At 67.2% G+C, this 26,751-nt stretch carries 24 protein-coding genes; 13 read left to right on the forward strand and 11 right to left on the reverse strand.

The features are described 5' to 3' along the window. Positions 1-78 precede the first annotated feature (78 nt). The 3 genes from AB0I35_RS29285 to AB0I35_RS29295 all read left to right on the forward strand — a co-directional run bounded on the left by AB0I35_RS29285 (position 79) and on the right by AB0I35_RS29295 (position 8,920). A complete protein-coding gene (locus tag AB0I35_RS29285) occupies positions 79-5,535 on the forward strand; it encodes a carboxyl transferase domain-containing protein (RefSeq protein WP_357399558.1) in 5,457 nt (1,818 codons plus the stop codon). A gap of 331 nt (positions 5,536-5,866) precedes the next feature. Then, positions 5,867-6,907, forward strand: a complete 1,041-nt coding sequence (locus AB0I35_RS29290) for a carboxylate--amine ligase (protein ID WP_225280910.1) — start codon at positions 5,867-5,869, stop codon at positions 6,905-6,907. A gap of 12 nt (positions 6,908-6,919) precedes the next feature. Beyond that, positions 6,920-8,920, forward strand: coding sequence for a hypothetical protein (locus AB0I35_RS29295; RefSeq protein ID WP_357399559.1), 2,001 nt, complete (start codon positions 6,920-6,922; stop codon positions 8,918-8,920). Here AB0I35_RS29295 and AB0I35_RS29300 read toward each other — a convergent pair. Further along, the gene (locus AB0I35_RS29300) at positions 8,917-9,189 is read right to left on the reverse strand and encodes a hypothetical protein (RefSeq protein ID WP_357399560.1); all 273 of its coding nucleotides are present in this window, start codon (positions 9,187-9,189) and stop codon (positions 8,917-8,919) included. The two genes, AB0I35_RS29295 and AB0I35_RS29300, sit on opposite strands and share 4 nt — an antisense overlap. Before the next feature lie 298 nt (positions 9,190-9,487). On the opposite strand from AB0I35_RS29300, the gene AB0I35_RS29305 reads away from it, so the two are divergent. Both AB0I35_RS29305 and AB0I35_RS29310 read left to right on the forward strand, forming a co-directional pair. Beyond that, complete coding sequence (locus AB0I35_RS29305; RefSeq protein WP_357399561.1) at positions 9,488-9,877, forward strand: hypothetical protein; 390 nt, start codon at positions 9,488-9,490, stop codon at positions 9,875-9,877. Then, positions 9,874-10,356, forward strand: a complete 483-nt coding sequence (locus AB0I35_RS29310) for a hypothetical protein (protein ID WP_357399562.1) — start codon at positions 9,874-9,876, stop codon at positions 10,354-10,356. The genes AB0I35_RS29305 and AB0I35_RS29310 overlap by 4 nt, the downstream gene beginning before the upstream one ends. Here the strand turns inward: AB0I35_RS29310 and AB0I35_RS29315 are convergent. Next, complete coding sequence (locus AB0I35_RS29315; protein WP_357399563.1) at positions 10,353-10,991, reverse strand: PadR family transcriptional regulator; 639 nt, start codon at positions 10,989-10,991, stop codon at positions 10,353-10,355. The two genes, AB0I35_RS29310 and AB0I35_RS29315, sit on opposite strands and share 4 nt — an antisense overlap. A gap of 142 nt (positions 10,992-11,133) precedes the next feature. Here AB0I35_RS29315 and AB0I35_RS29320 point away from each other — a divergent pair, with 142 nt between their 5' ends. Together AB0I35_RS29320 and AB0I35_RS29325 are read left to right on the forward strand one after the other, a co-directional pair. Then, positions 11,134-12,066, forward strand: coding sequence for an ATP-binding cassette domain-containing protein (locus AB0I35_RS29320; RefSeq protein ID WP_357399564.1), 933 nt, complete (start codon positions 11,134-11,136; stop codon positions 12,064-12,066). Then, positions 12,063-12,872, forward strand: coding sequence for an ABC transporter permease (locus AB0I35_RS29325; RefSeq protein WP_357399565.1), 810 nt, complete (start codon positions 12,063-12,065; stop codon positions 12,870-12,872). Before AB0I35_RS29320 ends, AB0I35_RS29325 begins: the two co-directional genes overlap by 4 nt. Position 12,873: 1 nt before the next feature. On the opposite strand, the gene glmS is transcribed toward AB0I35_RS29325, so the two are convergent. Both glmS and AB0I35_RS29335 read right to left on the reverse strand, forming a co-directional pair. After that, the gene (gene glmS, locus AB0I35_RS29330; RefSeq protein ID WP_357399566.1) at positions 12,874-14,706 is read right to left on the reverse strand and encodes a glutamine--fructose-6-phosphate transaminase (isomerizing); all 1,833 of its coding nucleotides are present in this window, start codon (positions 14,704-14,706) and stop codon (positions 12,874-12,876) included. A 10-nt stretch (positions 14,707-14,716) separates the two neighbouring features. Then, positions 14,717-14,986 (reverse strand): hypothetical protein, encoded by a 270-nt coding sequence (locus tag AB0I35_RS29335; protein ID WP_225280923.1) that lies wholly within the window; start codon positions 14,984-14,986, stop codon positions 14,717-14,719. A gap of 106 nt (positions 14,987-15,092) precedes the next feature. On the opposite strand from AB0I35_RS29335, the gene AB0I35_RS29340 reads away from it, so the two are divergent. Then, positions 15,093-15,272: a hypothetical protein gene (locus AB0I35_RS29340; protein ID WP_357399567.1), complete on the forward strand. Its 180-nt coding sequence runs from the start codon at positions 15,093-15,095 to the stop codon at positions 15,270-15,272. Positions 15,273-15,373: 101 nt separating this feature from the next. Next, the gene (locus AB0I35_RS29345) at positions 15,374-15,967 is read left to right on the forward strand and encodes a hypothetical protein (protein WP_357399568.1); all 594 of its coding nucleotides are present in this window, start codon (positions 15,374-15,376) and stop codon (positions 15,965-15,967) included. Positions 15,968-16,000: 33 nt separating this feature from the next. Here the strand turns inward: AB0I35_RS29345 and AB0I35_RS29350 are convergent, their stop codons facing one another. The 5 genes from AB0I35_RS29350 to AB0I35_RS29370 form a co-directional block, all read right to left on the reverse strand. Further along, on the reverse strand, positions 16,001-17,050 hold the full coding sequence (locus AB0I35_RS29350; protein WP_357399569.1) for a Gfo/Idh/MocA family oxidoreductase: 1,050 nt from the start codon (positions 17,048-17,050) through the stop codon (positions 16,001-16,003). Between the two features lie 206 nt (positions 17,051-17,256). After that, entirely contained in the window at positions 17,257-17,664 is a 408-nt protein-coding gene (locus tag AB0I35_RS29355) for an arsenate reductase ArsC (RefSeq protein ID WP_357399570.1), read from the reverse strand. Between the two features lie 109 nt (positions 17,665-17,773). Continuing rightward, a complete protein-coding gene (arsB, locus tag AB0I35_RS29360; RefSeq protein ID WP_357399571.1) occupies positions 17,774-18,868 on the reverse strand; it encodes an ACR3 family arsenite efflux transporter in 1,095 nt (364 codons plus the stop codon). After that, on the reverse strand, positions 18,865-19,227 hold the full coding sequence (locus tag AB0I35_RS29365; protein ID WP_357399572.1) for a metalloregulator ArsR/SmtB family transcription factor: 363 nt from the start codon (positions 19,225-19,227) through the stop codon (positions 18,865-18,867). Before AB0I35_RS29365 ends, arsB begins: the two co-directional genes overlap by 4 nt. 396 nt (positions 19,228-19,623) lie before the next feature. Beyond that, entirely contained in the window at positions 19,624-20,022 is a 399-nt protein-coding gene (locus AB0I35_RS29370; protein ID WP_357399573.1) for a hypothetical protein, read from the reverse strand. Between the two features lie 658 nt (positions 20,023-20,680). On the opposite strand from AB0I35_RS29370, the gene AB0I35_RS29375 reads away from it, so the two are divergent. Continuing rightward, positions 20,681-21,304: a hypothetical protein gene (locus AB0I35_RS29375; protein WP_357399574.1), complete on the forward strand. Its 624-nt coding sequence runs from the start codon at positions 20,681-20,683 to the stop codon at positions 21,302-21,304. Between the two features lie 170 nt (positions 21,305-21,474). Further along, positions 21,475-22,050 (forward strand): dihydrofolate reductase family protein, encoded by a 576-nt coding sequence (locus AB0I35_RS29380; RefSeq protein WP_357399575.1) that lies wholly within the window; start codon positions 21,475-21,477, stop codon positions 22,048-22,050. On the opposite strand, the gene AB0I35_RS29385 is transcribed toward AB0I35_RS29380, so the two are convergent. Beyond that, complete coding sequence (locus AB0I35_RS29385; RefSeq protein WP_357399576.1) at positions 22,032-22,736, reverse strand: helix-turn-helix domain-containing protein; 705 nt, start codon at positions 22,734-22,736, stop codon at positions 22,032-22,034. The genes AB0I35_RS29380 and AB0I35_RS29385 overlap by 19 nt on opposite strands. Positions 22,737-22,826: 90 nt before the next feature. On the opposite strand from AB0I35_RS29385, the gene AB0I35_RS29390 reads away from it, so the two are divergent. Continuing rightward, positions 22,827-23,336, forward strand: a complete 510-nt coding sequence (locus AB0I35_RS29390) for a DUF1990 domain-containing protein (RefSeq protein ID WP_357399577.1) — start codon at positions 22,827-22,829, stop codon at positions 23,334-23,336. Positions 23,337-23,720: 384 nt separating this feature from the next. After that, positions 23,721-24,305, forward strand: coding sequence for a hypothetical protein (locus tag AB0I35_RS29395; RefSeq protein ID WP_357399578.1), 585 nt, complete (start codon positions 23,721-23,723; stop codon positions 24,303-24,305). 80 nt (positions 24,306-24,385) lie between these two features. Here the strand turns inward: AB0I35_RS29395 and metE are convergent, their stop codons facing one another. Further along, the gene (metE, locus tag AB0I35_RS29400; RefSeq protein WP_357399579.1) at positions 24,386-26,656 is read right to left on the reverse strand and encodes a 5-methyltetrahydropteroyltriglutamate--homocysteine S-methyltransferase; all 2,271 of its coding nucleotides are present in this window, start codon (positions 26,654-26,656) and stop codon (positions 24,386-24,388) included. Positions 26,657-26,751: the final 95 nt, after the last annotated feature.

Below are 26,751 nucleotides of genomic sequence, written 5' to 3' on the forward strand. Positions count from 1 at the left end.
CAGACTGCCAGCAATCGCGAGTTCGCAACCTCACCCGTCCGGGCCAGGTCCTTGGAGAATTGTGGAAGGAGTCGGCGAGTGTTCAGCCGTATCGCCATCGTGAATAGGGGAGAGGCCGCCATGCGCCTCATCCATGCCGTGCGTGATCTGGCGGCGGCGACAGGGCTACCGATCGAAACGGTAGCCCTGCACACCGACGTCGACCGCACGGCGACCTTCGTACGCGAGGCCGACATCGCCTACGACCTCGGGCCCGCCTCGGCCCGCCCGTACCTCGACCTCAAGGCGCTCGAGAAGGCGCTGGTCGCCACCAAAGCCGACGCCGCCTGGGTCGGCTGGGGCTTCGTCGCCGAGGACCCCGCCTTCGCCGAGCTGTGCGAGCACATCGGTGTCACCTTCATCGGCCCGAGCGCCGACGCCATGCGCAAGCTGGGCGACAAGATCGGCGCCAAGCTGATCGCCGAGGAAGTCGGCGTCCCGGTGGCGCCGTGGAGCCGCGGCCCGGTCGACACCATCGACGACGCCATCGAGGCGGCGGGCCGCATCGGCTACCCGCTGATGCTGAAGGCCACGGCCGGTGGCGGTGGGCGCGGTATCCGCGTCATCACCAACGAAGCCGAACTCGTCGACGCCTACGAGCGCACCAAGCAGGAAGCCGCCCGCGCCTTCGGCAGCGGTGTCGTGTTCCTCGAGCGCCTGGTCACCGGTGCCCGCCACGTCGAGGTCCAGGTGATCGCCGACGGTCAGGGCAGCGCGTGGGCGCTGGGTGTGCGCGACTGCTCGGTGCAGCGGCGCAACCAGAAGGTCATCGAGGAGTCGGCCTCGCCGGTGCTGAGCGCCGAGCAGACCGCCGACCTGAAAGCCTCGGCCGAGCGGCTCGCGATCGCCGTCGGTTACTGCGGCGCGGCCACCGTCGAATTCCTCTACCACCCCGGCGATCAGCTGTTCGCGTTCCTCGAGGTGAACACCCGACTCCAGGTCGAGCACCCGATCACCGAGATCACCACCGGTTTCGACCTCGTGCACGCCCAGATCCGCGTCGCCTCGGGCATCAAGCTCGAGGGCACCGCGCCCGCCGAGCGCGGCCACGCCATCGAGGCCCGCCTCAACGCCGAGGATCCGGACCGCGACTTCGCGCCCGCCCCGGGCCGCATCGTCCGCCTCGACCTGCCCGCGGGCCCCGGCATCCGCGTCGACACCGGTGTGAGCGAAGGCGACACCATCCCCGCCGACTTCGACTCGATGATCGCCAAGATCATCGCCTACGGCCGCGACCGCGACGAGGCACTCGGCCGGTTGCGCCGGGCCATGGCCGAGACCCGCGTGGTCATCGAGGGTGGTGCCACCAACAAGAGCTTCGTGCTCGACCTGCTCGACCAGCCCGAGGTGATCGACGCCAGCGCCGACACCGGCTGGATCGACCGCGTGCGCGGCGAGGGCCGCCTGGTCACCCACCGCCACTCCACCGTCGCGCTGGCCGTCGCCGCGATCGACGCCTACGAGGAAGACGAACGCGCCGAACAGCACCGGTTGCTGTCCACCGCCTCGGGTGGCCGTCCGCAGGTGCAGCACCAGAGCGGTCGCCCGCTCGACCTGAAACTGCGCGGCGCGAGCTACCGCGTACGCGTGGCCCGCATCGGCGCGCACCGCTTCCGCGTCGGCATCGAGGCCGGTGCCGATCTGCGCACCGCCGACGTGGACCTCGATCGTTTCGATCGCCACACCGGCCAGATCGTCGTCAACGGCACCCGGTACCGCCTGATCACCGGCACCCACGGCCCCACCCATGTGGTCGACGTCGACGGCATCACCCACCGCATCAGCCGCGACGAGGGCGGCGTGGTCCGTTCGCCCGCGCCCGCGCTGGTCGTCGGCACCCCGCTCGAAGTCGGCGCCGAGGTCGAGGCCGGTGCGCCGGTGCTCGTGCTCGAGTCGATGAAGATGGAAACCGTGCTGCGCGCGCCGTTCCGCGCCCGCCTCAAGGAGTGCGCGGTCTCGGTCGGCACCCAGGTGGAGACGGGCGCGCCGCTGCTGCGCCTGGAACCGCTGGCCGACGACGACGCCGAGGAGACCGCCGCCACCGGCACGGTCGTCCTCGACCTGCCCGCCGAGCCGACCCCGCGGAGCCCGCACGAGCGGATGTCGCGTGGCCTGCAGGACCTGCGCAGCCTGCTGCTCGGCTTCGACGTCGACCCGCACGACAACAGTCGCGTACTCGACGACTACGTCATCGCGCGCAAGGAAACCGTCGCCGACAACATCCGCCCGCTCGGCGAGGAACTCGAACTGGTGCAGGTCTTCGCCGACCTCGCCGAACTGAGCCACAACCGGCCCGCCGAGGACGACGGCGCCCACAGCCACGTGCACAGCGCCCGCGAGTACTTCCACACCTACCTGCAGAGCCTCGACGTGGAGCGGGCCGGGCTGCCCGAGTCCTACCAGGCCAAGCTGTCGGCCGCGCTCGGCCACTACGGCATCACCGAACTGGACCGCACGCCCGATCTCGAGGCCGCCGTCTTCCGGATCTTCCTGGCCCAGCAGCGGCCCGCCGAGACCGGCGCGGTGATCACCACCCTGCTGCGCGAATGGCTCACCGAGCCCATGCCCGACCAGGTGCTGCGCGAACCGGTGGGTCTGGCACTCGAACGGCTCGTCGCCGCCACCCAGGTCCGTTTCCCCGTGGTCGCCGACCTCGCCCGCGGCCTGGTGTACGCCTGGTACGGCCAGCCGCTGCTGCGCCGCAACCGTGCCCGCGTCTACACCAATGTCCGCAGGCACCTGAGCTACCTCGACGCGAATCCGCAGGCGTCCGACCGCACCGAGCGGATCGCGGAGATGGTGCGCAGCACCGAACCGCTCGTCCGCTTGCTCGGCCAGCGGCTGCAGCGCGGCAAGCCCGACCACACCGCCATGCTCGAGGTGCTCACCCGCCGCTACTACGGCAACAAGGGCATCACCGGGGTTCGCACCGAGCAGGTCGGTTCGACCACCTTCGTCGTCGCCGAACGCGCCGGGTCGAGCCTGGTCTCGACCGCGGTGAGCTTCGCCGCGCTCGGTACCGCACTGGACGGGCTGGCCGAGCTGGCCCGCGGCGCGGTGTCCATCGACGCCGACATCTACCTCAGCTGGGAGGACCAGCCCGAGGACTTCGACGCCATGGCGGTGGCTCTGCAGGAAGTGCTCGGCGCGCACCCGCAGCCGAACCAGGTGCACCGCATCACCGCGACGGTCGCGGGCAGCGGCGGTTCGGTCATGCACCACCACTTCACCTTCCGTCCTTCGGTCACCGGCATGGCCGAGGAGCGGCTGATCCGTGGCCTGCACCCCTACATCGCGCAGCGCATGCAGATGGAGCGGTTGCGCAAGTTCGACCTCACCCGCCTGTCGTCCTCGGACGAAGAGGTGTACCTGTTCCGTGCCGTGGCCAAGGAGAACCCCTCCGACGATCGCCTGATCGCCTTCGCCCAGGTGCGTGACCTGGCGGCGCTGCGTGAGCAGGACGGCAGGCTGGTCGCGCTGCCGACGGCCGAGAGCGCCATCGCCACCTGTGTCGACTCGATCCGCCGGGCCCAGTCGCGGCGCCCGTCGGCCAAGCGGCTCAACACCAACCGCATCGTGATGTACATCTGGCCGCCGATGGACGTCACCCGGGCGGAACTCGAGACCATCGGTGGCCACGTGCTGCCGTCGGCGGCCGGTGTCGGTCTCGAGGAGATCCTGCTCATCGCCCGCCAGCGCGATCCGCAGACCGGCGAGCTGAACAAGATCGTTGTCCGGATCTCCTTCGACGCCACCGGCGGCACCGAGGTGACGGTCGGCGAGCGGACCGACGAAGCCGTCGAACCGCTCGACGAGTACCGCCAGAAGGTGCTGCGCGCGGCGGCCCGCAACACGGTCTACCCCTACGAATTGACCGGCCTGCTCGGCGAATTCACCGAGTACGACCTCGACGAGAACCACGCGCTCGTCCCCGTCGACCGACCGAAGGGCCACAACAAGGCGGCGCTCGTGGCCGGTGTGGTCACCACGCCGACCCCGCGTCACCCCGAGGGCGTCACCCGCGTGCTGTTGCTCGGTGACCCGACCAAGTCCCTGGGCGCCCTGTCGGAGCCGGAGTGCCGCCGGGTGATCGCGGCGCTGGATCTGGCCGAGCAGATGCGGGTTCCGCTCGAGTGGTACGCGCTGTCCTCGGGTGCGCGGATCTCGATGTCCTCGGGCACCGAGAACATGGACTGGGTCGCGGCCGCGCTCAAGCGGATCGTCGAGTTCACCCAGGACGGCGGCGAGATCAACATCGTCGTCGCCGGCATCAACGTCGGTGCCCAGCCGTACTGGAACGCCGAGGCCACCATGCTCATGCACACCAAGGGCGTGCTGGTGATGACCCCGGATTCGGCGATGGTGCTCACCGGCAAGCAGTCCCTGGACTTCTCCGGTGGTGTGTCGGCCGAGGACAACTTCGGCATCGGCGGTTACGACCGGGTGATGGGCCCCAACGGTCAGGCGCAGTACTGGGCGCCGAACCTCGGTGCGGCGCGCGATGTGCTGATGTCGCACTACGAGCACACCTACGTCGTCCCCGGCGAGTCCGCACCGCGCCGGGCCACCAGCACCGACCCCGTCGACCGGGACATCTCGAGCTTCCCGCACACGCTGGCCGACAGCACCTTCGCCACCGTCGGCGAGATCTTCTCGGCGGCCGCGAACCCGGATCGCAAGAAGCCGTTCGACATTCGCACGGTGATGCGCGCGCTGGCCGACCAGGACCACCCGGTGCTGGAACGCTGGGCGGGCATGGCCGACGCCGAGACCGCGGTGGTGCAGGACGCGCACCTCGGCGGAATCCCGGTCTGCCTGCTGGGTATCGAGTCGCGCAATGTGGCGCGTCGCGGCCTGGTGCCGACCGACGGTCCCGACACCTACACCGCGGGCACCCTGTTCCCGCGCTCGTCGAAGAAGGCCGCCCGCGCCATCAACGCGGCCAGCGGTAACCGTCCGCTCGTCGTGCTGGCGAACCTGTCGGGCTTCGACGGTTCGCCGGAGTCGATGCGCAAGCTGCAGCTCGAGTACGGTGCCGAAATCGGCCGTGCCATCGTCAATTTCGACGGTCCCATCGTGTTCTGCGTGATCTCGCGCTACCACGGCGGTGCGTTCGTCGTCTTCTCGAAGGCGCTGAACCCGAACATGACCGTGCTCGCCCTGGAAGGCTCGTTCGCCTCGGTGCTCGGTGGCGCGCCCGCCGCCGCCGTGGTGTTCGCCGGTGAGGTCAACGCCCGCACCGCCGCCGATCCCCGCATCGGCGAACTGGAGGCGCGCGTGGCCAACGCCTCGGGCACCGACCGGGCGACCCTGGCCGCCGAACTCGACGAACTGCGGTCGTCGGTCCGTGCGGAGAAGCTGGGCGACGTAGCCGCCGAATTCGACCGCGTGCACAACATCCAGCGCGCGGTGGAGGTCGGCTCGGTCGACGCGATCGTCAGCGTCGCCGACCTGCGCCCGCGCATCATCGAAGCGATCGAAACCCGCCTGGGCTAGGCGATTTCGGGTGACCGGCCGCCCGCTCGGGCGGCCGGTCACAGCTTCGTCATGATTCCGCTCGCCCGAACTGGGTATTTCTCGGTTGGCAGCCTGTCGGCTGTCGATCGAGAAGGGATAAGGTTTGTCGATTTCCGCTGACGAATCCCAGAGTCGAAATCCGAACAAAGGCTATATCGCCCTCTTGGGCTGGAGTTTGAACGCCGTGGCGGCTGTCGATCGTTTCGATCGGCGCTACATCGTGGTAGCGCCCGCATGGGCGCAAGATTATTGCACAGAACACAACATTCCCTATATTCCATGGGATTTCGAACGGCTCAACGATCGTTCGATGGAGATCGCGGAAACACTGAAGGATCTGGGCGTCGACGTCGCCATCCCGATCTTCGAGGAAACCGTCGAATGGGCGGGCGCGATCAATTCCGTGTTGCTCGACAACCCTCGCCTGCTCGGGCAAGCCATGCTGCTGCGCGACAAGTCGCTGATGAAGCGGCGCGCCCAGCTCGGCGGCATCCGGGTCGGCATTTTCGAGGAGGCGCACGACCGCGACGACGTGGCCCGTTTCCTCAAGCGGGTCAATCAGACCCTGCTCAAGCTCGACGGTGACCCCAACGACCCGATCCACCTCAAGGCCTTCGACAAGGCGGGCTGCCTCGGTCACCGCGTGATCCGCACACCCGACGAGATCGACACCATCCCCGACGACGAGTTCCCGATGCTGATGGAATCGCACCTCGACGGCTGGGAATTCGCGGTGGAGGCCTGGGTACACAAGGGGCGGATCTGCTTTCTCAACATCTCCGAATACGTCACCCTCGGCTATTCGGTGTTCGTTCCGGCCACACCGGAACTGGAGAAGTATCGGCCGGAGATCACCCGTCAGGTCGAAAAGCTCATCAAGACGTTCGACATCGAGTTCGGCTTCATCCATCCCGAGTACTTCGTCACCAGCGACGGCGAGATGTATTTCGGCGAGGTCGCCTACCGGCCACCGGGTTTCAAGGTGTTCGAACTACTCGAACGCACCTACGGTTTCAACGCCTATCACGCGCTGGTGCTGGCCTTCGACCCGAAGACCACCGACGAGGAGATCGACGCCTTCTTCCCGAAGGAAGTCGTCGACGCCACCGGGCACGCCGGGTGCTTCGGGGTGTATCCGCGCAGGCGGGTGGTCAGCCAGCTGTCGATTCCGCCGGAAACCGAGGACCACGACTACTTCGAGTCCCACGAACTCACCGAGCCGCTGGCCGAGAAAGTCACCAAGCGAACGGCTTTCGGCAACCATTGGGGCCTGCTCTATTTCTTCGGCGACGACCCGTACACTCTGCGGGATCTGCTGAAGCGACAAGAAGAGCTCGACTTCTACATCTGATCGGATCGGCGATTGAGTCCAAGCGACCAGGCGACGCTAGACAAGCGTCTCGCCACCCTCGACCACGCCACCGGGGCCCTGCACGACACCGGCGAATTCGGCAAGCAGGTGAAACTGCCGAGAGTGCTCGACGCGCTACGCCGGGTATTGCTGGTGCCGGGCGGGTGTGCGGCGGTGCGCGAGCGAGCGCAGCGCCTCGAGGCGGCAGGCCTGTTCCTCGGCACCGATTGGGCGCAGCCACAGATTCTCATTCCGGCGCTGAGCACCGGTTCGCTGCGCAGTGCCAATGCCGACACCGTTGTGGTGGAGGCGGTGAGCGATCTGCGGTTGCTCGCCGTCGCCAAGGGTGATTACGAGCATCCGCTGATCTCGGCCGCGGCGGCCACCGAGCACCTGTCGCAGGTGCTCGCGGTGAATCTGTCGCTGCTGTTCTCGCCGCCAACGGAAGCCGAGCGGGAGCAGCAGGGTCGGATGGCGCAGGTGTCGCGCGAGCTGCTGCACTACCTGGTCGCCGAGGTCGGGTACGAGAAGGTGCTCGAGAATCTCGTGGACGAGATCTGGCGCATTCTGCGACAGCGGCCCATCCAGGTGGACGCGGTGAAGCGGATGATCACTCAGATCGCGGTGGCCAGAGCCAATCCCGATGTGGATCTCGGCGCGAGTGGACTCGGCGCCGACCGGCTCATCAGCAGCCTCTACGGCACCACCGAGGGGTGCCGGGAGGATCCCGGCGTCGAGATCTACCGCACCCGCCTCGAATCCATGGACGACAGCGCCCTGCAGTACGAGGCGACAGGTTTCGCGCGTTCCATGCACGACACCGGCCTGGTGTCGCCGTATCACGCTGTGCTGCTTCGCTTCCTGCTCGGCAAGGGTGACTATCTGCTCGGCGAGGCGATGGGCTTGTCGAGCACCGGTCGCGACAGCCTGCTGTGCTACCACGAACTCGTCCGCACCCTGATCGAGCAAGCCGTGTTCGTCGAAACAGCGCAGTGTGTCTACGGTTTGGCGTTGCTGCTCGAACGCGGCATCCTCTATCAACCGCCGGTGGCGCCCGCGCTGTGGCGGCAGCTGTCGCTGCGCCTCTCACCGCATTCGCAGCAGCGGTTGACGCAGGTGTTCGGTGCCGTGCCCGACCCGCGCGCGCGGTTGCTCGCCGGGGTGCTGTCGGTGCTCGGTCAGCCGCTCGGCATCGGCCAGGGCGACAACCCCACCTGCCAGTCGGCGCGGGCACTGTCGATGTGGGCCTACAACGACCCGGACTACCTGCTGCAATCGGTGGTGTGGGCCGCGCGCGACGACGAGATCGTCATGCACTTCGAAGGTCAGCCGCTGTCCTCACGAGAGCACGGCGACCAGGTGAACGCCTTGCTGCACCACGACCTCGACCCGGTATCGCTACTGGTCGTGCCCCATCTGGACCGCATCTACGCCGAGATGGGCCGCCGGTGCGCCGGCCGTGAGGGCGACCCGCACCGCTGGATCAACCCCGAATTCCACGGGTGGTGGTCCGGGCGGGGATTCCGCATCAATGTCGATGTCGCCACCGGCAACCTCGTCGACCTCGACGATTTCCAGCGCCACTTCTACGCCGGCTACCACCCCTTCTACAACGGCAATCAGCCGGTGATCCACCCGCAGCCCGCCGGCATCGCGGTCACCGACAGCGCCGCCCGCTTCGTCGGCTGGCACGCGATCACCATCCTGCGCGTGAGCCTCGACCCGCAGGGCATGATGCGCGTCTACTTCTACAACCCCAACAACGACAGCGGCCAGGATTGGGGCGACGGAGTGGTCGTCGGCACCGCCGGGCACGGCGAACGCTTCGGCGAAGCGTCACTGCCCTTCGAGCAGTTCGCGTCGCGGCTCTACATCTTCCATTTCGACCCGCTCGAGCCCGGGGAATCGGCAGCCGTGGACCGTGCGGAACTGGATCGGGTCACCGGATACATCCGGCGCAGTTGGGGTGCGGACCGGCTGCCGCCGGAAGATGTTGGTGCCGAACAGGATTAACTGTGCGTCGCGAGGTAGACCAGCGTGGCCACGCCGAGCGCGAGCGCGCCCAGAATGCCGCCGGCGATGGTGTCGGCGCGATTGGTCGCGATCCCGCGTTCGATCCGGTCCCAGCCGACGAACGCCGCGCCGACCGCGATCACGGCGGCGGGCACCGCGAGAAACTCACTCGCGAACGGGATCACGGAGAATCCGCACGCGAAGATGCCGAGTACCAACGAGAGCAGTCCCGCACCGTTGCGCGGCGGCGGCAGCTGGTGTCCTGGCATTCCCCGAGCGTAGCGCCGGACCTGTGTCGCCGTCGCGTCCAATGGTCACGTGGCAGGACCGACTCGCCGCGCCGTGCTCGCTGAGCATCGCGACCAGTAAACGGGTGCCACACCGGCTCGAGGTCTACGGAGTTCCGTGCGTGTGCGCGCATCGATGGCACAGGCTGTCGCTGACCGGTTGCCGGTGTCGGGGTCGGCATCCGTTCGATTTCATTTTCGTCCGGAAGTTACCTGGCGTTATACCGTGCAAGTCCCGGTTCTAATGCGCTGATGCTCAGGATGAAATGGGGTTGTCGACATGGTGGTCGGGGCAGAGAAGGGTTCGCTGAGAGGAAGCCATCGCGCGGTTCGGGTGCGTGCGCGGCGGCCGTTGCGGGTGACGGAACTGGTCACCGGGGCGATGGTGTTGCTCGCCGCGGGTGGCGGAATGGCGGGGCCGGTCAGCGCGGCCGTACTGGTGTATCGGGCGGGTGGGCCGCAGGTCGGCACCGCCGTCACGGCCTCACTGGTCGTGGCGATCGCGGCGGTGGCGGCGTGCCTGGTCACCGGGCTCTGGCTGCTGGCCACGGCGTGTCGTCGTCGCACACCGCGCCCGGCACCCGACACCACCACCGTGCGAACCCCGGTGTCCCACGGCCTCCGTCCCCGGCTGGGGATGAGTGGCGTCGCCGTGCGGGGTGCGCCATGACGGCGGCAGGGCGGGTCGGCGTCGTCGAATGCCATCGGTGCCGGTTGTTCGTCGAGGTTCTCGACCGGGACCGGTGCGGGATGCGGCTCGCCCAGCTTCTCGCTCGCGCCAGGCAGCACTGGATCAGCCACAGCGATCGCGCCGTGTTCGGTCCACGAAACCACTGGGACGGCATCACCCTCGACGATGCCGTCCGCTGCCCGGGCGACCTGGTCGAGGCGGCCGCGGCCGGTTGCGGCTGCGGTGACCAGGCCGAGGATCTGGCCACCGTCCTCATGCTGCTCTCGGGCTGTCCCGTCGTGGTCGAGCCGGTCGCGGGGCAGCCGTGTTTCCTGCTGTCCCTGTACGGACTGGCCGACGACGATCTCGGTCTCGCCGAAACCCTCGTCCAGGTCTTCGAACTCGACCGTTCCCTGCGCGTTGTCGACCGGATCAGCTGGACCGTTCCGACGCACCGCCGGAGGGTGTACAACCGCTAGCGCGCGTCCGAGGGGTGGGGTCCTGTACTGAACGGATTGGGCTCTTCGTCGGCGAGAACGCCCACGAAGGGTTCGCCCTCACCCGCGAACACATACGCGCCGTCGGCGATGCGCTCGATGAGGCCGCGCGTCCAGCTCGCTTCGCTGTCGGCCGAGTCGACCCACATGTGCATGATCTCGCCGATGTGCCCGAGCTGCCCCGGTCCCTGCTCGGGGGTGTAGTACCCGGTGACCGAGGTGCGCCACTGCTCGAGCTTGCCGATGCGCTGTTTCAGCAGTGCCACCACCTCGTCGCGGGGGAGGTCGACCATGAATCCGATGCCCGCCGAGAGCATGTCCATCTTCTGGTCGTAGGAGGTGAGGGCCTCGCGCAGCAGCGTGAAGTACTCCTCGGTGCCCGCCTCGGTCAGCTCGTACTCGACGCGTGGAGGTCCGCCGACGGTGCTCGGCGCGACTTCGTGGGCGAGCAGGAGTCCCTGCTTGGCCAACTGCTTGAGCGCGTGGTAGATCGACCCGGGTTTGGCGTTGGACCATTCGTGGGCGCCCCAGAACTCCAGGTCGTTGCGCACCTGGTAGCCGTGTGCACGCCCGTGCTGACGGACCGCGCCGAGAACCAGCAGCCGGATCGCTGACATGGCCGTCTCCCTTCCGCGTGATGGCAACCAAAGGTAGCAGCGGATCAAGTTTGACTACTCGGACCAGTAATCAAGTTTGACTAATCGTGTGCGCACGCGTACGTTGGCCGGTCTAGTCAAGTTTGATTAATGGGAGGGTGAAGTGAGCGACCACGAGATAATCGTCGAAGGCCTGCGCAAGAAGTACGGAGCGAAACAGGCACTCGACGGACTCGACCTGGCTGTGCGCACCGGGACCGTGCACGCCGTACTCGGCCCGAACGGCGCGGGCAAGACCACCGCCGTGCGCATCCTCGCCACGCTGCTTCGTCCCGACGAGGGTCGGGTGGAGGTGGCCGGTCTCGACGTGCGCACCCGGGCCGACGAGGTCCGCGCCCGCATCGGGTTGCTCGGCCAGCACGCCGCCGTCGACGAGGAACTCAGCGGCCGCCAGAACCTCGAGATGTTCGGTCGGCTCTATCGGTTGGGCGCACGCGGTGCGAGCGCACGCGCACAGGAACTGCTTGGCCGTTTCGGGCTGGCCGACACCGGCAAGAAGGCGGTCAAGCAGTACAGCGGCGGCATGCGACGCCGGCTCGACCTGGCCGCCTCGCTCATCTCCGCGCCGCGGGTGCTGTTCCTGGACGAGCCGACGACCGGCCTCGACCCGCGCGGGCGCACCGAGGTGTGGAACTCGGTGCGCTCCCTGGTCGACGGCGGCACCACTGTCCTGCTCACCACCCAGTACCTCGAGGAAGCCGATCAGCTGGCCGACCACATCTCGGTGATCGACCACGGCAGGGTCATCGCCGACGGCACGGCCGACGAACTGAAGGCAGGCACCGGCGGCGACCGCATCGACGTGGTGCTGCGCGACCCGGCCCACCTGACCCGCGCGGCCGCGCTCATCCCCGGCGATCCGGTGATCGATGAGGACCGCCGGATGGTCAGCGCCACCGTCGGCGACCGGATCGTCGCCCTCACCGAAACCGTCCGGGCATTGAGCGACAACGGCATCGACGCCGAGGACATCGCGATCCGCCGTCCCACCCTCGACGAAGTGTTCCTGCATCTGACCAAGGAGAACGCGGCATGAGCGCCACCCACACCCACTCGGCCTCGACACTGAGCGCGGCGCTGACCGACTCCTGGACCATGACCCGGCGCGAACTCGCGCACTGGGCGCGCCAACCCGTCCAGGTGGGCGTCGGGCTGGTGTTCCCGGTGATGATGCTGCTGATGTTCGGCTACCTGATCGGCGGCGGACGCGGCATCGACGGCGACTTCACCGACTACCTGGTCCCCGGAATGCTCACCATGACAATGGTTTTCGGCCTCGACGCCACCATGGTCGCGGTGACCCAGGACCTCGGCAAGGGCGTGATCGACCGCTTCCGTTCGATGCCGATGAACTCGGCGGCGGTGCTGGTCGGGCGCAGCGTCGCCGACATGCTGTCGTCGGTGCTCGGCCTGGCCGTGATGATCGCGGCCGGGTACGCCATCGGCTGGCGCTGGCACGACGGACCCGCCGCGTTCCTGGCCGGCGTCGCGCTGTTGCTGCTGTTGCGTTTCGCGATGCTGTGGATCGGGATCTACCTGGCGATGGTCGCGGGCAAACCGGAGCTGGTGCAGACCGTGCAGCTGCTGATCTGGCCGCTGAGTTTCCTGTCCAACGCCATCGCCTCGCCCGAGTCGATGCCGTCCTGGCTGGGCGCGGTCATCGAATGGAACCCGATGTCGGCCACGGCCACCGCCGTGCGTGGCCTGTTCGGCAACCCGGTCGCCGCGGGCGACTCCTGGGCCGCCGACCACGCGGAACTGCTGGCGGTGGCGTGGCCGGTGGCGTTGATCGCGGTGTTCTTCCCGCTCGCGGTGCGGCGGTTCCGCGACCTGAGCCGCTGACCTATTCGACGGTGACGCTCTTGGCCAGGTTGCGCGGCTTGTCCACGTCGCGGCCGAGGGCGAGGGCGCAGTGGTAGGCCAGCAGTTGCAGCGGGATGGTGAGCAACATCGGGTCGAGTTCCGGGGCGACCTTCGGCACCCGGATCACGTCGTCGGCGATGCTCGCGGGCAGGTCCGCGTTGGTGACGGCGATGACCGGGCCACCGCGGGCCTTGATCTGCTCGATCGTGTTGATGTTCTTGGCGAGCAGTTCGTCGTCGGGGACGATCACCACACTCGGCATCTCCGGGTCGATCAGGGCGAGCGGGCCGTGCTTGAGCTCGGAAGCCTGATACGCCTCGGCGTGCACATAGCTGACTTCCTTCAGCTTCTGCGCGCCCTCGCGGGCCACCGGCCAGGCACGCACCCGGCCGATGAAGAACATGCTGCGTGCCTTCGCGTAGCGCTGGGCGATCTCGGCGATGGCGGATTCGTCATCGATCAGCTGGTCGATGGCGTCGGGCACGGCGCGTAGCCCGTCGACGATGCGCTGCCCGTCGGCGGCCGAGAGGTCGCGCACCCGCCCGAGCAGCAGGGCCAGCATGGTGAACGACACCGTCATGTTCGTCAGCGCCTTGGTCGAGGCGACCGAGATCTCGGGGCCCGCGTGCAGGAACACACCGGCACCGCACTGGCGGGCGATCGCGCTGCCCACCGCGTTCACCGCACCGATCACCCGGCCACCCTTGCGCTGCAGTTCCTGCACCGCCGCCAGGGTGTCCAGGGTTTCCCCGGACTGGCTGATCGCCACGTACAGCGCGTCGGGGTCGACGACCGGATTGCGGTAGCGGAACTCCGAGGCCGGTTCCGCGGTGGCGGGGATGCGGGCGAGCTCCTCCACCAGTTGCGCACCGAGCTGACCTGCGTAATAGGCCGACCCGCAGCCGAGGAAGACCACCTTGCTGATGCCGCGCAGTTCACGGGCGTCCATGTTCAGGCCGCCCAGGTGCGCGGTGGCGAAGCGGTCGTCGAGGCGTCCGCGCAGGGCCCGGCGCACGGCCTCGCTCTGCTCGGCGATCTCCTTGCGCATGAAGTCGGGGTAGCCGCCGAGCGCGTAGTCCTCGGCCGCCATATCGATGGTGGTCGGCACCTTGTCGGTCTGCTCGGGTTCGGCGCCGAGGGTGCTGGTGCGGAATCCGTCGGCGCGCAGGGTGGCGATCTCGCCGTCGTCGAGGAAGACCACCCGCTGGGTGTGGTGCACCAGAGCGGCGACATCGGAGGCGATGAACATCTCGCCGTCGCCGACACCGAGCACGATCGGGCTGCCGTTGCGGGCAACGACCAGCTCGTCGGGCCGCCGCGCGTCGAGCACCAGCAATCCGTAGGTGCCCTGCACGCGGTGCAGGGCGGCGCGCACGGCGGCCTCGAGCGAGTCGGTGGCGTCGAGCTCGGCCGCGATCAGATGCGCGATGGCCTCGGTGTCGGTATCGGAGACCAGCTGCACACCGAGCGCGGTGAGCTCGGACCGCAGCTGTTCGGCGTTCTCGACGATGCCGTTGTGCACCACCGCGATTCGGCCGCTGGTGTCGGTGTGCGGGTGGGCGTTGGCGTCACTCGGCTCGCCGTGGGTGGCCCATCGGGTGTGCGCGATGCCGACATTGCCGGGCAACGTGGCGGTATCACCCTTGTCCCGCAGATCCTGGACCCGGCCCTGTGTCTTGCGAACCCGCAATTTGCCCCGGTAAGGCAGCGCGAGACCCGCCGAGTCGTAACCCCGGTACTCGAGCCGATGCAATCCTTCCAGCAGCACCGGAACCGCTTGCCGATGCCCGACGTACCCGACGATTCCACACATGCCGGCTCCTTTACCCGTAGACGATGCGCCGCAACTGCCGTTCGGTGAACCGGGGAGCCGCCACCGGCCGCTGCGCGAGTTCGCCCGCGAGCAACCGCCAGATCTCGGCATTACGCACCTGCCGGGCCTGCAACTCTCCGTGCCTGCGGCGCACGAACTCCTCGGCCGTCTCGTCGAAGTATCCGACGATATCGGCGACGACCCGAGCCGCGACCCGCTCCGGAAGCCCCGTGGACATGGCCACATGCCGCACCAGCTCCGCCGAGGATCCGTCGTTCACCGCCGCAATCTTGCCCGGCCCGACCGTTTCCACCAAGTTCCCTGCCCGATTTCGGGCAGAATCGTTGTACATGGCACCGCGCCGGTATTCGGCGGACACTGGAACCATGGTCGACAGGGAACAACGCACGCCCTTCTACGGGGTGGTGCTGATTCTCGTAGCGCTGGGAGCAACCATGGCGGTGACGTTCTACGGCCCGACCTGGCTGCGCGTCGTCGTGTACCTCTTCATGGTCGTAGCCATCATGGTCGGCGGCGTCATGACCTTCCGCGATTACTCCCGCTGAGCTGCGATCTCACCCGCGCCCCTGGTCTTCGCCAGCGGGCGAGCGATTGGCGGGTGCTTTCGGCAGCCGCCATCGTGGCTGAGCCGTGGCACCATGCGTGGGTGGGTGACTATTTCGAGCGGATCGTCGATGTCGAGGTGGGTGCGGCCGAAGCGGAGGCGCTCGGTGCCCGGGTGGTGGACTGGATGGTGTCGCGTGGCTTGCTGACGCGAGAGATGTCCAGCGAGTCGATGTACAGCTCGAAGGTCGAGGCGGGCTATGTCCCCGGGCCACAATGGGCGGGTATCGCGGACGACTGGGGCGCCGATTGGGTGCCCGGCCCGGTCGCCGTCGTCGTCGGCCGCCACGCCCACCACGGCGGCCAAGGCGAAACCGAACCCGAGTACGCCACCTGCCCCCACTGCGCCACCCGCACCGTCATCATCGATTACCCGAACCGATGGGAAGCCGATCCAGCTGTCTGGCAACCCTTTTCGTCCGCGATCGAGGAATGGGTCACCACCGGCGCCGCCAACGTCACCTGCCGAACCTGCCGGACATCCACACCGATCAATGCTTGGGCCTGGTCCGACGACTTCGCCCTCGGCGCACTGGCTGTCGAATTCTGGCACTGGCCACCCCTCGACGACGCCTTCGTCGCCGAGCTGACCACCGGCCTTGGCCTCCGAATCGCACACCACACCGGCAAATTCTGATCGTTCGCGACCGCAGCTTCGATGAAACCGCTTTCAGCCGAACAGTTTCGGCATCTCCACGGGGCGTGACCCCTCGCGCAGCGAGCGCGCGCCCGCGACGCCGACCAGCGAGGCGGCGACGGCCGGTTGCACGGGGACGAGCGGTGGTGCGCCGCGTTCGACGCAGGCGCGGAACCCCTCCAGGATGCGGATCGTGCCCTCGGCTTTCGGCTCGACCGGAGTGCCGTCGGCCAGCCGCGAAGGGGTCGGCGCACGTTCCTCGTCGACAGCTGCGCCGGCCACCCACCCTTCGGTGCGAACCCGCACCGACCAGGCGCGATCGCCGGGCGCCCTTACCGATTCCGCCAGCCCTTCGGTTCCGCGCACCGAAACCCAGCTCCAGTGGCTGTCGGGTTCGCCCTGCAAAAACCCGTGCCTGCTGATCGCCAGCCCGCCGCCACTGAGGCGTACCACCATGACCACCGCCGCTCTGGCATCGGCGATGTCGACCGGGTACGCCGACACCTCGACCGGCAACTGACCGGTGAGGGAGAGGATCGGCGAGAGCGTATGCGTGCAGTAGGCCGTCGGTTCGATGCGTCCACGCCAGTGGGCGGGATCGCCGATCAGGCCCGTCACGTCGGCGGGTGACATCGCGTGCAGATAGTCGGCCTCGATCAGTGTCGGCCGACCGATCTCCCCGTCCGCCAGGGCTTTTCGGATGAGGTTCACATGTGGATGGAAGACGTAGTTCTCCGCGAACGAATAGGTCGCCGACGAACGCCGCTCGGCCGCGAGCAGCTCCGCTGCTTGCCGTTCGTCCACGCAGGCGGCTGATTCCGAGAGGACATGCACACCCCGCTCGAGGAACGCGATGGCGGGCGCCGCGTGCTCGTCGAAGTCGTTGGCCAGGACAACGGCATCGATCGGGTAGTCGAGCAGCGCGGTCCACTCCTCGAACAACGTTGCGCCCGGCAAAATCTCCGCCGCTTCGGCACGCCGCTCCGGATCAGGATCACAGGCGGCAACCACCTCGATCCCCAGCCGACTACACCACGTCGCCAGATACAACCCCATCCGCAATCCGACAACGCCGACGCGCATTCGCCATCCTTCGCTGAAATCGCACCTACCAGGTCCGTCGACCGCAGAATATGGAAGTGCCGGTTCCGATATCAAGCGGTTTATCCGCGGAGGACGAACTCGTCTGCGGTGAATTCGGCGCCGCCAGATTCCCGCCACCGCTGCCGGTGCTGAGTTCGGCACGTCGATGCAACGATGTCGATGTCGCTGTGCGGTGGGTCGCGTTGTCAGCCTTTCGGCAGCAGTTCGGCGATCAATTCCTCGATGTGCTTTTTGATCTCGTCGCGGATCGGGCGCACCGCTTCCACGCCCTTGCCAGCCGGATCCTCCAACTTCCAGTCCCGGTAGTCGACGCCGGGGAAGTAGGGGCAGGCGTCGCCGCAACCCATCGTGATGACGACCGTGGACGTTTCGACTGCCTCGGGGGTGAGGATTTTGGGGGACTGGGCGGTGATGTCGATGCCGAGTTCGGCCATGGCTTCGACGGCGGCGGGATTCAGGGTGTCACCGGGTGTACTGCCCGCGGAACGGACCTCGATCGCATCGCCCGCGAGGTGGGTGAGGAAGCCCTGTGCCATCTGGGAGCGTCCGGCGTTGTGGACGCAGACGAAGAGCACGCTCGGCTTGGACGACATGGGAGGCAGAGCCTTTCGATGATGAGGGAGCGGCGTCGATACCGCCGATCCCGGGTTCGGACGGTTCAGCGGTGTCGAGAGGATGATTCGCACACCGACGGCTTGCCGCTCATTTCACAGCTGCGGTGGCAGACGGGGTGACGCCGGTGAACCGCTTGCGCAGCGCGAGCGACACATACACCAGGCCCACCAGCACCGGGACCTCGATCAGTGGCCCGACGACACCGGCGAGAGCCTCACCTGAGGTGGCGCCGTAGGTGGCGATCGCCACGGCGATGGCGAGCTCGAAGTTGTTGCCCGCGGCGGTGAACGCGAGGGTGGTGGTACGCGCGTAGCCCAGGCCCATGACGGCACCGAGTGCGTAACCGCCGCCCCACATCACGGCGAAGTACACCAGCAGCGGCAGCGCGATCCGTGCCACGTCCCACGGGTGGGAGGTGATCTGACTGCCCTGGAGCGCGAACAGGATCACGATCGTGAACAGCAGCCCGTACAACGCCCACGGCCCGATCTTGGGCAGGAATGTCGACTCGTACCAGTCGCGGCCCTTGGTTCGTTCACCGATGCGCCTGCTCAGGTATCCCGCGAGCAAAGGGATGCCGAGAAAGATCAGCACTGATTTCGCGATCTGCCACGGTGAGGTGTCGATGTGGGTTTGCTCCAGCCCGAGCCAGCCGGGCAGCACCGACAGGTAGAACCAGCCGAGCACGGCGAACATGAACACCTGGAACACCGAGTTCAGGGCGACCAGCACGGCGGCGGCCTCGCGATCACCGCAGGCCAGGTCGTTCCAGATGATGACCATGGCGATGCAGCGAGCCAGGCCGACGATGATCAGGCCGGTGCGGTACTCGGGCAGGTCTGGCAGAAACATCCAGGCCAGGGCGAACATGAGGGCGGGGCCGAGCACCCAGTTCAGCACCAGGGAGCCGATGAGGAGTTTGCGATCGCCGGTGACGGTGTCGAGCCGGTCGTAGCGCACTTTGGCCAGCACCGGGTACATCATGATCAGCAGACCGATGGCGATCGGCAGCGAAATACCGTCGATCTCGACCGCACCGAGGGCGTCACCCAGGCCGGGCACTGTGCGCCCCAACAGGATTCCGGCAAGCATCGCCGCACCGATCCACAACGGAAGAAACCGGTCAAGGGTCGACAGCTTGCCGGCGACGGGCGGCTGCTCGGCCGTGGTTGCCGTGCTCACGCGGGCACATCCTCGGTGCTCAGCGCGCTGGAAATGCGGGCGAACGCTTCGGGCACCACGCGGTAGTACACCCACGAGGCGCGCCGCTCACTGGTGAGCAGCCCCGCCTCGCGCAGCACTTTGAGGTGATGCGAGACGGTCGGCTGACTCACCTCGACACCGTCGGAGATATCGCACACGCACGCCTCACCACCGGCGCGACTCGCGACCAGCGACAGCAACCGAAGCCGCACCGGATCCGACAACGCCTTGAACACCGCGGCGAGCTCGGCCGCCTCGGTGTGGGTCAAGGGATCGCGAACGACCGGTTCCGCGCAACACGCGGCATCGGCCACCAGGTTCAGCTCCGACTTCGACATGCATCGATATTGACGTACATCGAATCAATGCGCAAACGGTCGCGACAGCCGCTGACGGGGATGCGCCCGTCAGCCACCGAAAACGGCGGTGACAACGGACTCGTCGATCTCGATCAGCTGGCAGGGTGCCCGCGGCTACCTCGGTGAACAGGGAGTTCCGTAACGCGGGTGTGCCGTGTGCGCCTCATCGGCCAGGCCTGAATGTGGGAGCTGTACATGAAGCCCGGTCGACAACACCGACGACCGTGATCGACCTTCGGCTTTGTCGTCGGGTGCATAGGCAGCACAGCGGCGCCCCAGATCGTGAGATCAGGGGCGCCGCAAGTGCATTCAGTTTCTGATTATGTCCCCGGCCGCGACTGCCGATGGTGTCGGCCGTCTCGGAACCGGTCGGTGCTAGACCTCGAGCGCGCCCGCGATCTTGGCGGCCATCGCGGTCACCGCCGGGAGCGGAGCACCCTTCGCGGCGTGAGTAGCCGGCTCGATCGCGATCAGCACGGTATCGCGGAAGTTGGCTGCCTCGGCGGGGTGAGCGGCGAGCGCGGTCATCGCGGCCGTGAGGCTGGGCAGCACGGTGTCGGCGAGTTCGGCGACAGTCTTGCCGGGCAGGCGGATATCACGGGACTTCGCCGACAGGACATGACCGACGAGCCCCGTCGCGGAAGTGAGGGCGATGGTCCCGTGCGAGACGGCCTTGTGCGGAGCCCCCGCGGCAGCGATCAACGAGACGGCCCCATAGGCGGCGGTCCGCAGGGTGGCCTTGTCCTGGTCGCTCAGGGTGATGGTGGCGTTCATGGTGTGCTCCTCGTAATCCGTTGTGGCCCTGCTCCTTCGGAGTAGGACCGCTTTGTTCGATGAACACACTCTGTCCGGGCTCGCTGACACGGACCTGACGTTCAGCTGACGCCAGTGCTGACATGGGAGTGCGCAGCCCGTGGACGATCGCTGAATGGATCATCTCTGGCTACCGCGCGTCATGATCGCTTTTCGATCAGAGGCAGCGGCGCACGTGATCGGGATGGCCTAGCTGTAGGCGGGCGAGCGTTATGGTGCCGCGCTGGAGCAAGGTGGTGGGTCGTCCACCAGAGAGAGATACCCCCATACAGAACAGTCCCCGGTAGTCTCCATCGAAACGTGAGTTATCAGTCGTCGCTGACAGCTCCGGAATTCGACTGGCTTGCCGGGGGCTTAGCCGGATCCTGAAAAACAACTCACCGCTGTCGACGGACGTCTCTGTCGGTAGCGTAGCCATTCTCCGGTGCTCCGGTATGTCTCCAGTCTGCTCCGATTTCTCCTGCTGTCAATACTTGTTGCCCGACTATTTCGCCGAAATTTCGAGGTCGGGCGGGGTATTGGTGTGCGGCATTGTGCGGACGGCCGTCGCGGAGGACAGTGGGTATGTCCGGTGGTGTCCACCGGGGGCGCCACTCTTCGGAGAAGTGGGAGGTTGCCTGTGTACGCACGTTCGAGCACTATCGCGGCTCAGCCGTCTTCGATCGACAGCGGGATCGCGTACCTGCGTAACAAGGTGATGCCGCAGTTGCCCGAGTTCGACGGATGGGTCGGCCTGTCGCTGATGGTGAACAGGGCGACGGGACGTTGCATCGCCACGACCGCGTGGGATTCGGAGGATGCGCTGCGGTCGAGTCAGTCGCGTGCCCAGCCGTTGCGTGACGGTCTGGCCCAGGCGATGGGTGGGCGGCTCGAGAAGATCGATGAATGGGATGTCGCCGTCATGCACCGCGAACATCTGGCAGGTCCGCGCGCGTGCACTCGATGCACCTGGTTGCAGATGGATCCGGCCGGGATGGACCTGCTGATCGACACCTTCAAGACCCGACTGTTGCCGGCGTTCGAGGAGCTCGAAGGGTTCCGCAGCGCCAGCTTGTTCGTCGACCGGGAAACCGGGCGTGCGGTCGGCTCCACGGTGTGGTCGAGTGTCGAGGAATTGGACAGCAGCCGTGAACACACGGACCGGATGAGGGCCGCGGCCTCGCGCAGCCTGAGTGCCGAGGTCCTCGATGTAGCGGAGTTCCGGCTCGGCTTCGCGCACCTGCGCGTACCCGAACTGGTGTGATCGGCCGGTGATCCGGCCGGGAGGGTGCTTCCGGCCGGATTCGCCATGCCCTGCGGGGCACCGCGTCGATGTGGCCCGCGCGGTGATCGTGTCGGTTTCGTCCAAGACGGGTGTTGGTGCCTCGACTTAGGGTGAGCGCAGTCCGACGCACGATCTTCAGGAGGAATCGCATGGCACGCGAGCTGGTCTACACGGGATTCATGTCGCTCGACGGGGTAGTCGACTCGCCCGGTGGCACCGTTGAGGGGCACCGCAGTGGTGGGTGGGTGATGCAGACCGAGTTCGTGCCGGAGGCGTATTCGCTCAAGGGGGAGGAGCTCGCGGAGACCTCGGCGCTGATGTTCGGACGTCGCAGCTATGCGGCGTTCGCGCCGATCTGGCGGGATTCCGAAGATCACGCCGCGTACAAGGATCTGCCCAAGTATGTGGTGTCCTCGACTCTGTCCGAGGGCGATCTGATCGACGGCTGGGGTGACATCACGATCCTGCGTACCGTCGCGGACGTGGAGAAGCTGAAGCAGTCCGACGGTGGGGCCATTTTCGTCCACGGCAGTGCCGAACTGGCACGGAGTCTCGGCGACGCCGACCTGATCGACCGCTACAACCTGTTGGTCTTCCCGGTTCTGCTCGGCGCGGGCAAGAACCTCTTCAGTCATTCGGACCGACCGAAACAGCAACTGCGGCTGCGTGATTCGGATACCTACAGCAACGGTGTGGCGAAACTCGTCTATGACGTGGTGCGCTGACCGAGCGCGATCGCTCCGCCCGCGCCTTCGCGTAATTGCCGCGCTGTGCGCCCGACATACCGTCGCAGCGCGCGGGCGAGGTGGGGTTCGTCGTAGTAGTCGAGCTCGGCCACGACATCGGCCACGGTCTCACCCGCACTCAGCAGCCCAGCCGCGGTGCGGACGCGTTCGATCTGGCGGACCGCTCCCTGCGTGAGACCGGTCGAGGTGCGGAACCGGCGTTCGAGTGTCCGCTCACCGACCGCGGGCCGTGCACCGAGCAGTGCCTCGACGACCAGCGGGTCGCGACCGACCACCTCCGCCGCGATCAGCCGTTCGACGAGGGCCTCGGCGTCATCCGGATGTGGTGTCTCCCAGCGTGTTCCGTCGAGCCAGAAGCCGCGCTCGGTGATGTCCGGCAGCATGATTCCGCCATCTAACAGCGACGATGTCGCGACGGTACGCAACGAGGTGCCGACAGCGAACTGGACACCGAGGAAATTGGCGCCCTCGGGTACCGGCGCCGTCCCCGCCCGGCTCTCCGGCCCCGTCACCGCGGCTCCGCGCACACCGTCCTGGTCCCAGAAGACCAAGCCCCACGTCTCGGTCGCCACGGAGGTCATCTCCGCCACGTGCTCGCTGCGACAGGTCCACACCGTGGAAACCCACGGCGAATCGGACCCGCGCCCCTCGAACACCAAACCCACACGTCGATGCTAAACGGCCGAGCGACGATCTGTTCCATGTCCCTGCAGCCGACCGCCGAGCCGTTGCCGAGGAAAAGTACCGTCAGAGCCATGCACGATCTGACCTATGCCCCCGCAGGCGCGACCTGCCCCGCCGAGCGCATCTGGTCCGAAGGTTTCGACGGGTTCCGGCGGTTCGAGACCTCCGTGGTGATCGGGGACGGTGAGCAGGTGTGGGAAGCGGCGAGACAGGCGGTGTTGCGCTGGGGTGTCAAGCGGCGCAGCGGGTTTCGGGTCGTGCCGGAGGAGCCCGTCACGGTCGGCGCGGAGTATCGGGTGAGTATGGGGTGGGGGCCGTTGTCGGTGCATGAACCCGTGCGGGTGGTGGCGGTGGTCGATACCGAGGACAGGTGTGGGTTCGCCTATGGCACTCTGCCGGGGCATCCGGTGTGTGGTGAGGAGGCGTTCGTGGTGCATCGACGACCTGACGGGACAGTGGAATTCACGCTGAGGTCACTCACTCGACCCGCACCGGCCGGATTCTGGCGGACGATCTTTCCGCTTCTGCTCGTCGCCCAGCGCCACTATCGCCGCCGTTATCTGCGTGCACTGCTGCGCTGACCTATCTCGTTCTTTACCCGGCTGGCGGACAGCGCTTTACTCGGCGCGAAACTCGGTTCGAACTCCTTGGCCGGCGAGAATCAGCGATGACTTTCGGACGGCCATCTCCATGGGCTCGTTCATCCAGGCGAGGTCACCACGCAGCCGACCGTGAGCCGGGCCCTCGCGCTGAATTCCGAACGCAGCGTGCGTGTCTCAAATCTGTGTGCGAAAGGTGATTCGCATATCGATCGCGAATCCGAACTACAGAATGGATTGGTCAACCGGCGCAAATGTGAAATAGATCACAAAGATTGATTTAATATCTTTCGGCTATTACTAATAGCCCGGTCGACATTCGTTTGGTCCGGCTTTGGGGGGCAAAAGGTCGAGAGGGAGTAGTCAATGTTCATGCGCTCAACTCGCAACATTCTCCTCGGTGCACTGCCTGTGGTTGTGGCGGTCGCCTTCGCTGGTAGTGGCGTTGCGTCGGCGGACGCATTCGCTGACCAGCAGGCTCAGTCGGCCACCGTGGTGGCCGTCGAGGGCGACAGCTATGCGACTGCCATCGCCGAGTATTCGTTCGGATCCGCCGTCCCGGCGGGCGTAGCGATTTCCCAGGATGCCGAGCCTTCGATTCCGCAGGCCGCCGAGCTTTCGAACGAAAACTTGGTCTCGGAAGTGGCCGCTCCCGCGATTTCGGAGGCAACCGCTCCCGTGGTATCGGACGTGACCGAATCCCAGTTGCATGAGGTCGCGACCAATCCGAAGGCCGAGAACTCCGACCCGGTGGTCAACGGTGCCCTCGCTGGTGCCGGTCTCGGTGCGCTGACCACGCTGGTCAACTGCATCCCGTCCGCGATCATATTGGGCGTGGGCTACCCGATCTGCCTCCTCCTCGGTGTACTTCCCCATGCGGCCGTCGGTGCCATCATCGGTGGCATTGTGGGCCATGTGAATCCGGAGGTCGTTCCGCAGGTTCTGCCCTGAGAAGGGGGGTCGGCAGGTAACTGCCCCGGCTCCGGACTCCCGGTGCGGCTGCGGTGAAAAGCGCAGCCGCACCGGAAGTTTCAGCGCAGCGCCGCAGCCGCGGCGACGAGATTGCGCAGGGAAGCTTCCACCTCGACCGGTCCGCGGGTCTTCAGTCCGCAGTCGGGATTGACCCACAGTCGTTCGGCGGGAACAGCTTTCAATGCTGCCCGCAGCGAGGTGATGATCTCCTCGACCGAAGGCACACGGGGGGAGTGGATGTCGTAGACACCCGGTCCGACACCGAGATCGAAGCCGGCGGCGTTGAGGTCGTCGAGGACCTCCATGTGTGAGCGGGCCGCTTCGATGGAGGTGACGTCGGCGTCGAGGCCCGCGATCGCACCGATGACCTCACCGAACTCGGAGTAGCACAGGTGGGTGTGGATCTGGGTGGTGTCGGCGACACCGGCGGTTGCCAGCCGGAACGAGTCCACCGCCCAGGCCAGGTAGGCGGGTTGTTCGGCGGCGCGCAGTGGAAGCAGTTCGCGCAGGGCGGGTTCGTCGACCTGGATGATGCGCGCGCCGTCGCGCTCGAGATCGGTGACCTCGTCCCGGATGGCCAGGGCGACCTGACGGGCCGAGTCGGCCAGGGGCTGGTCGTCGCGAACGAAGGACCAGGCCAGGATGGTGACGGGACCGGTGAGCATGCCTTTGACGGGCTTGTCGGTGCGGGACTGGGCGTAGCGGATCCAGCCGGTGGTCATCGGTGCGGGCCGGGTGACGTCGCCGAACAGGATCGGTGGACGCACGCACCGGGTGCCGTAGGACTGGACCCAGCCGTTGTCGGTGGTGGCGAAGCCGTCCAGGAGTTCGGCGAAATACTGGACCATGTCGTTGCGTTCGGGCTCGCCGTGCACGAGCACATCGAGGCCGAGACGTTCCTGCAGAGCGATCACGTCGTCGATCTCGGCCCGCATGCGGGAGGCGTATTCCGCCTGATCGATCTCTCCCTTGCGCAGTGCGGCGCGAGCCAGCCGGATCGCGGAGGTCTGCGGGTAGGAGCCGATGGTCGTGGTTGGCAGCAGCGGCAGATTCAGATGTGCGCGCTGCTCGATCCGGCGTTCGTCGGCGGGGGCACGCTCGGTGTCGGCCGGGGTCAGTGCCGCCAGGCGGGCGCGGACAGTGTCGTCGTGCAGGCGCGGGTCGCTGCGGCGAGATCCTACGGCGTCGCGCGCCGCGCGCAGCTCGGTTGCGACCGTGTCGGTGCCGCGGGTGAGGGCCGTTGCCAGGACACGGATTTCGTCGACCTTCTCGGTGCCGAAGGCCAGCCACGAACGCAGCCGGTCGTCGAACCCGGTTTCCGGGGCCAGCGAATAGGGGACATGTAGCAGTGAGCAGGAGCTCGACACCGCGACCGAGGCCGCGCTGCCGAGTAGCGAGCCGAGCGTGCTCAGCGCACCGTCGAGGTCGGTGCGCCAGATGTTTCGCCCGTCGACGACGCCGGCGACCAGCAGTTTGCGCGACAGCGCCGGAACCGAGGCGACGGCTTCGACGGTGGTTCCCGTGGTGAAGTCGAGCGCGACGGCTTCGACCGGGGTGGCTGCGATCTCGGCGAGTGCGGCGCCGGCGTGGCCGAAATAGGTGGCGACGAGGATCGCGGGCCGGGCGGTGGACGAGGCGAGCTCGGTGTAGGTGGCGCGGACGGCGGCCAGCTCGGCGTCGTCGAGATCGGTGACGAGGATCGGCTCGTCGATCTGGACCCACTCCACCCCGGCGTCGGCCAGACGAGTGAGCAGGTCACGGTAGAGCGGCACGAGCTCGGCGAGGCGGTCCAGCGGCGCGCCTGCGGCGTGCTTGGCCAGCTTCAGGAAGGTGAGCGGTCCGATGACGACCGGTCTGGCCGGAATCCCCAGAGTCGCGGCTTCGGCGAGCTCGGCGAACAACTTGTCCGGATTCAGGGAAAACTCTGTCGCCGAGTCGATTTCGGGCACGAGGTAGTGGTAGTTGGTGTCGAACCACTTGGTCATCTCGAGCGGGGCGATCGTGTCGGTGCCGCGTGCGGCGGCGAAGTACCGGTCGAGCGGGTCGGCGATGTCGGCGACGCGAGCGGGCAGCGCGCCCAACAGCACGGCGGTGTCGAGCACCTGGTCGTAGTAGGAGAACGTGCCCACGGGGATCGAGTCGAGGCCTGCGGCGGAGAGGCCGGTCAGGTCGCTGCGGCGCAGTTCGCGGGCGACGGTGTGCAGGTGCTCGGCGTCGGCCGTGCCTGCCCAGTAGGCCTCGGTGGCGCGTTTGAGTTCACGGTTCGGCCCGACGCGGGGGAGTCCGAGAACGGTTGCGGTGAAGAAGCTGGATGAAACGGACATGGTCATCGTCTCCGGTGCGGATGCGGATAGCCCTGGCCTGTCACGGGTAGCACCGACCGCCGACCGCGCGGGGGCGTGCGAGGCGAGCTCACGCGCCCGTT

It is taken from the genome of Nocardia sp. NPDC050378 (genome assembly GCF_040655675.1).
Taxonomy (GTDB): Bacteria; Actinomycetota; Actinomycetes; order Mycobacteriales; family Mycobacteriaceae; genus Nocardia; species Nocardia coubleae.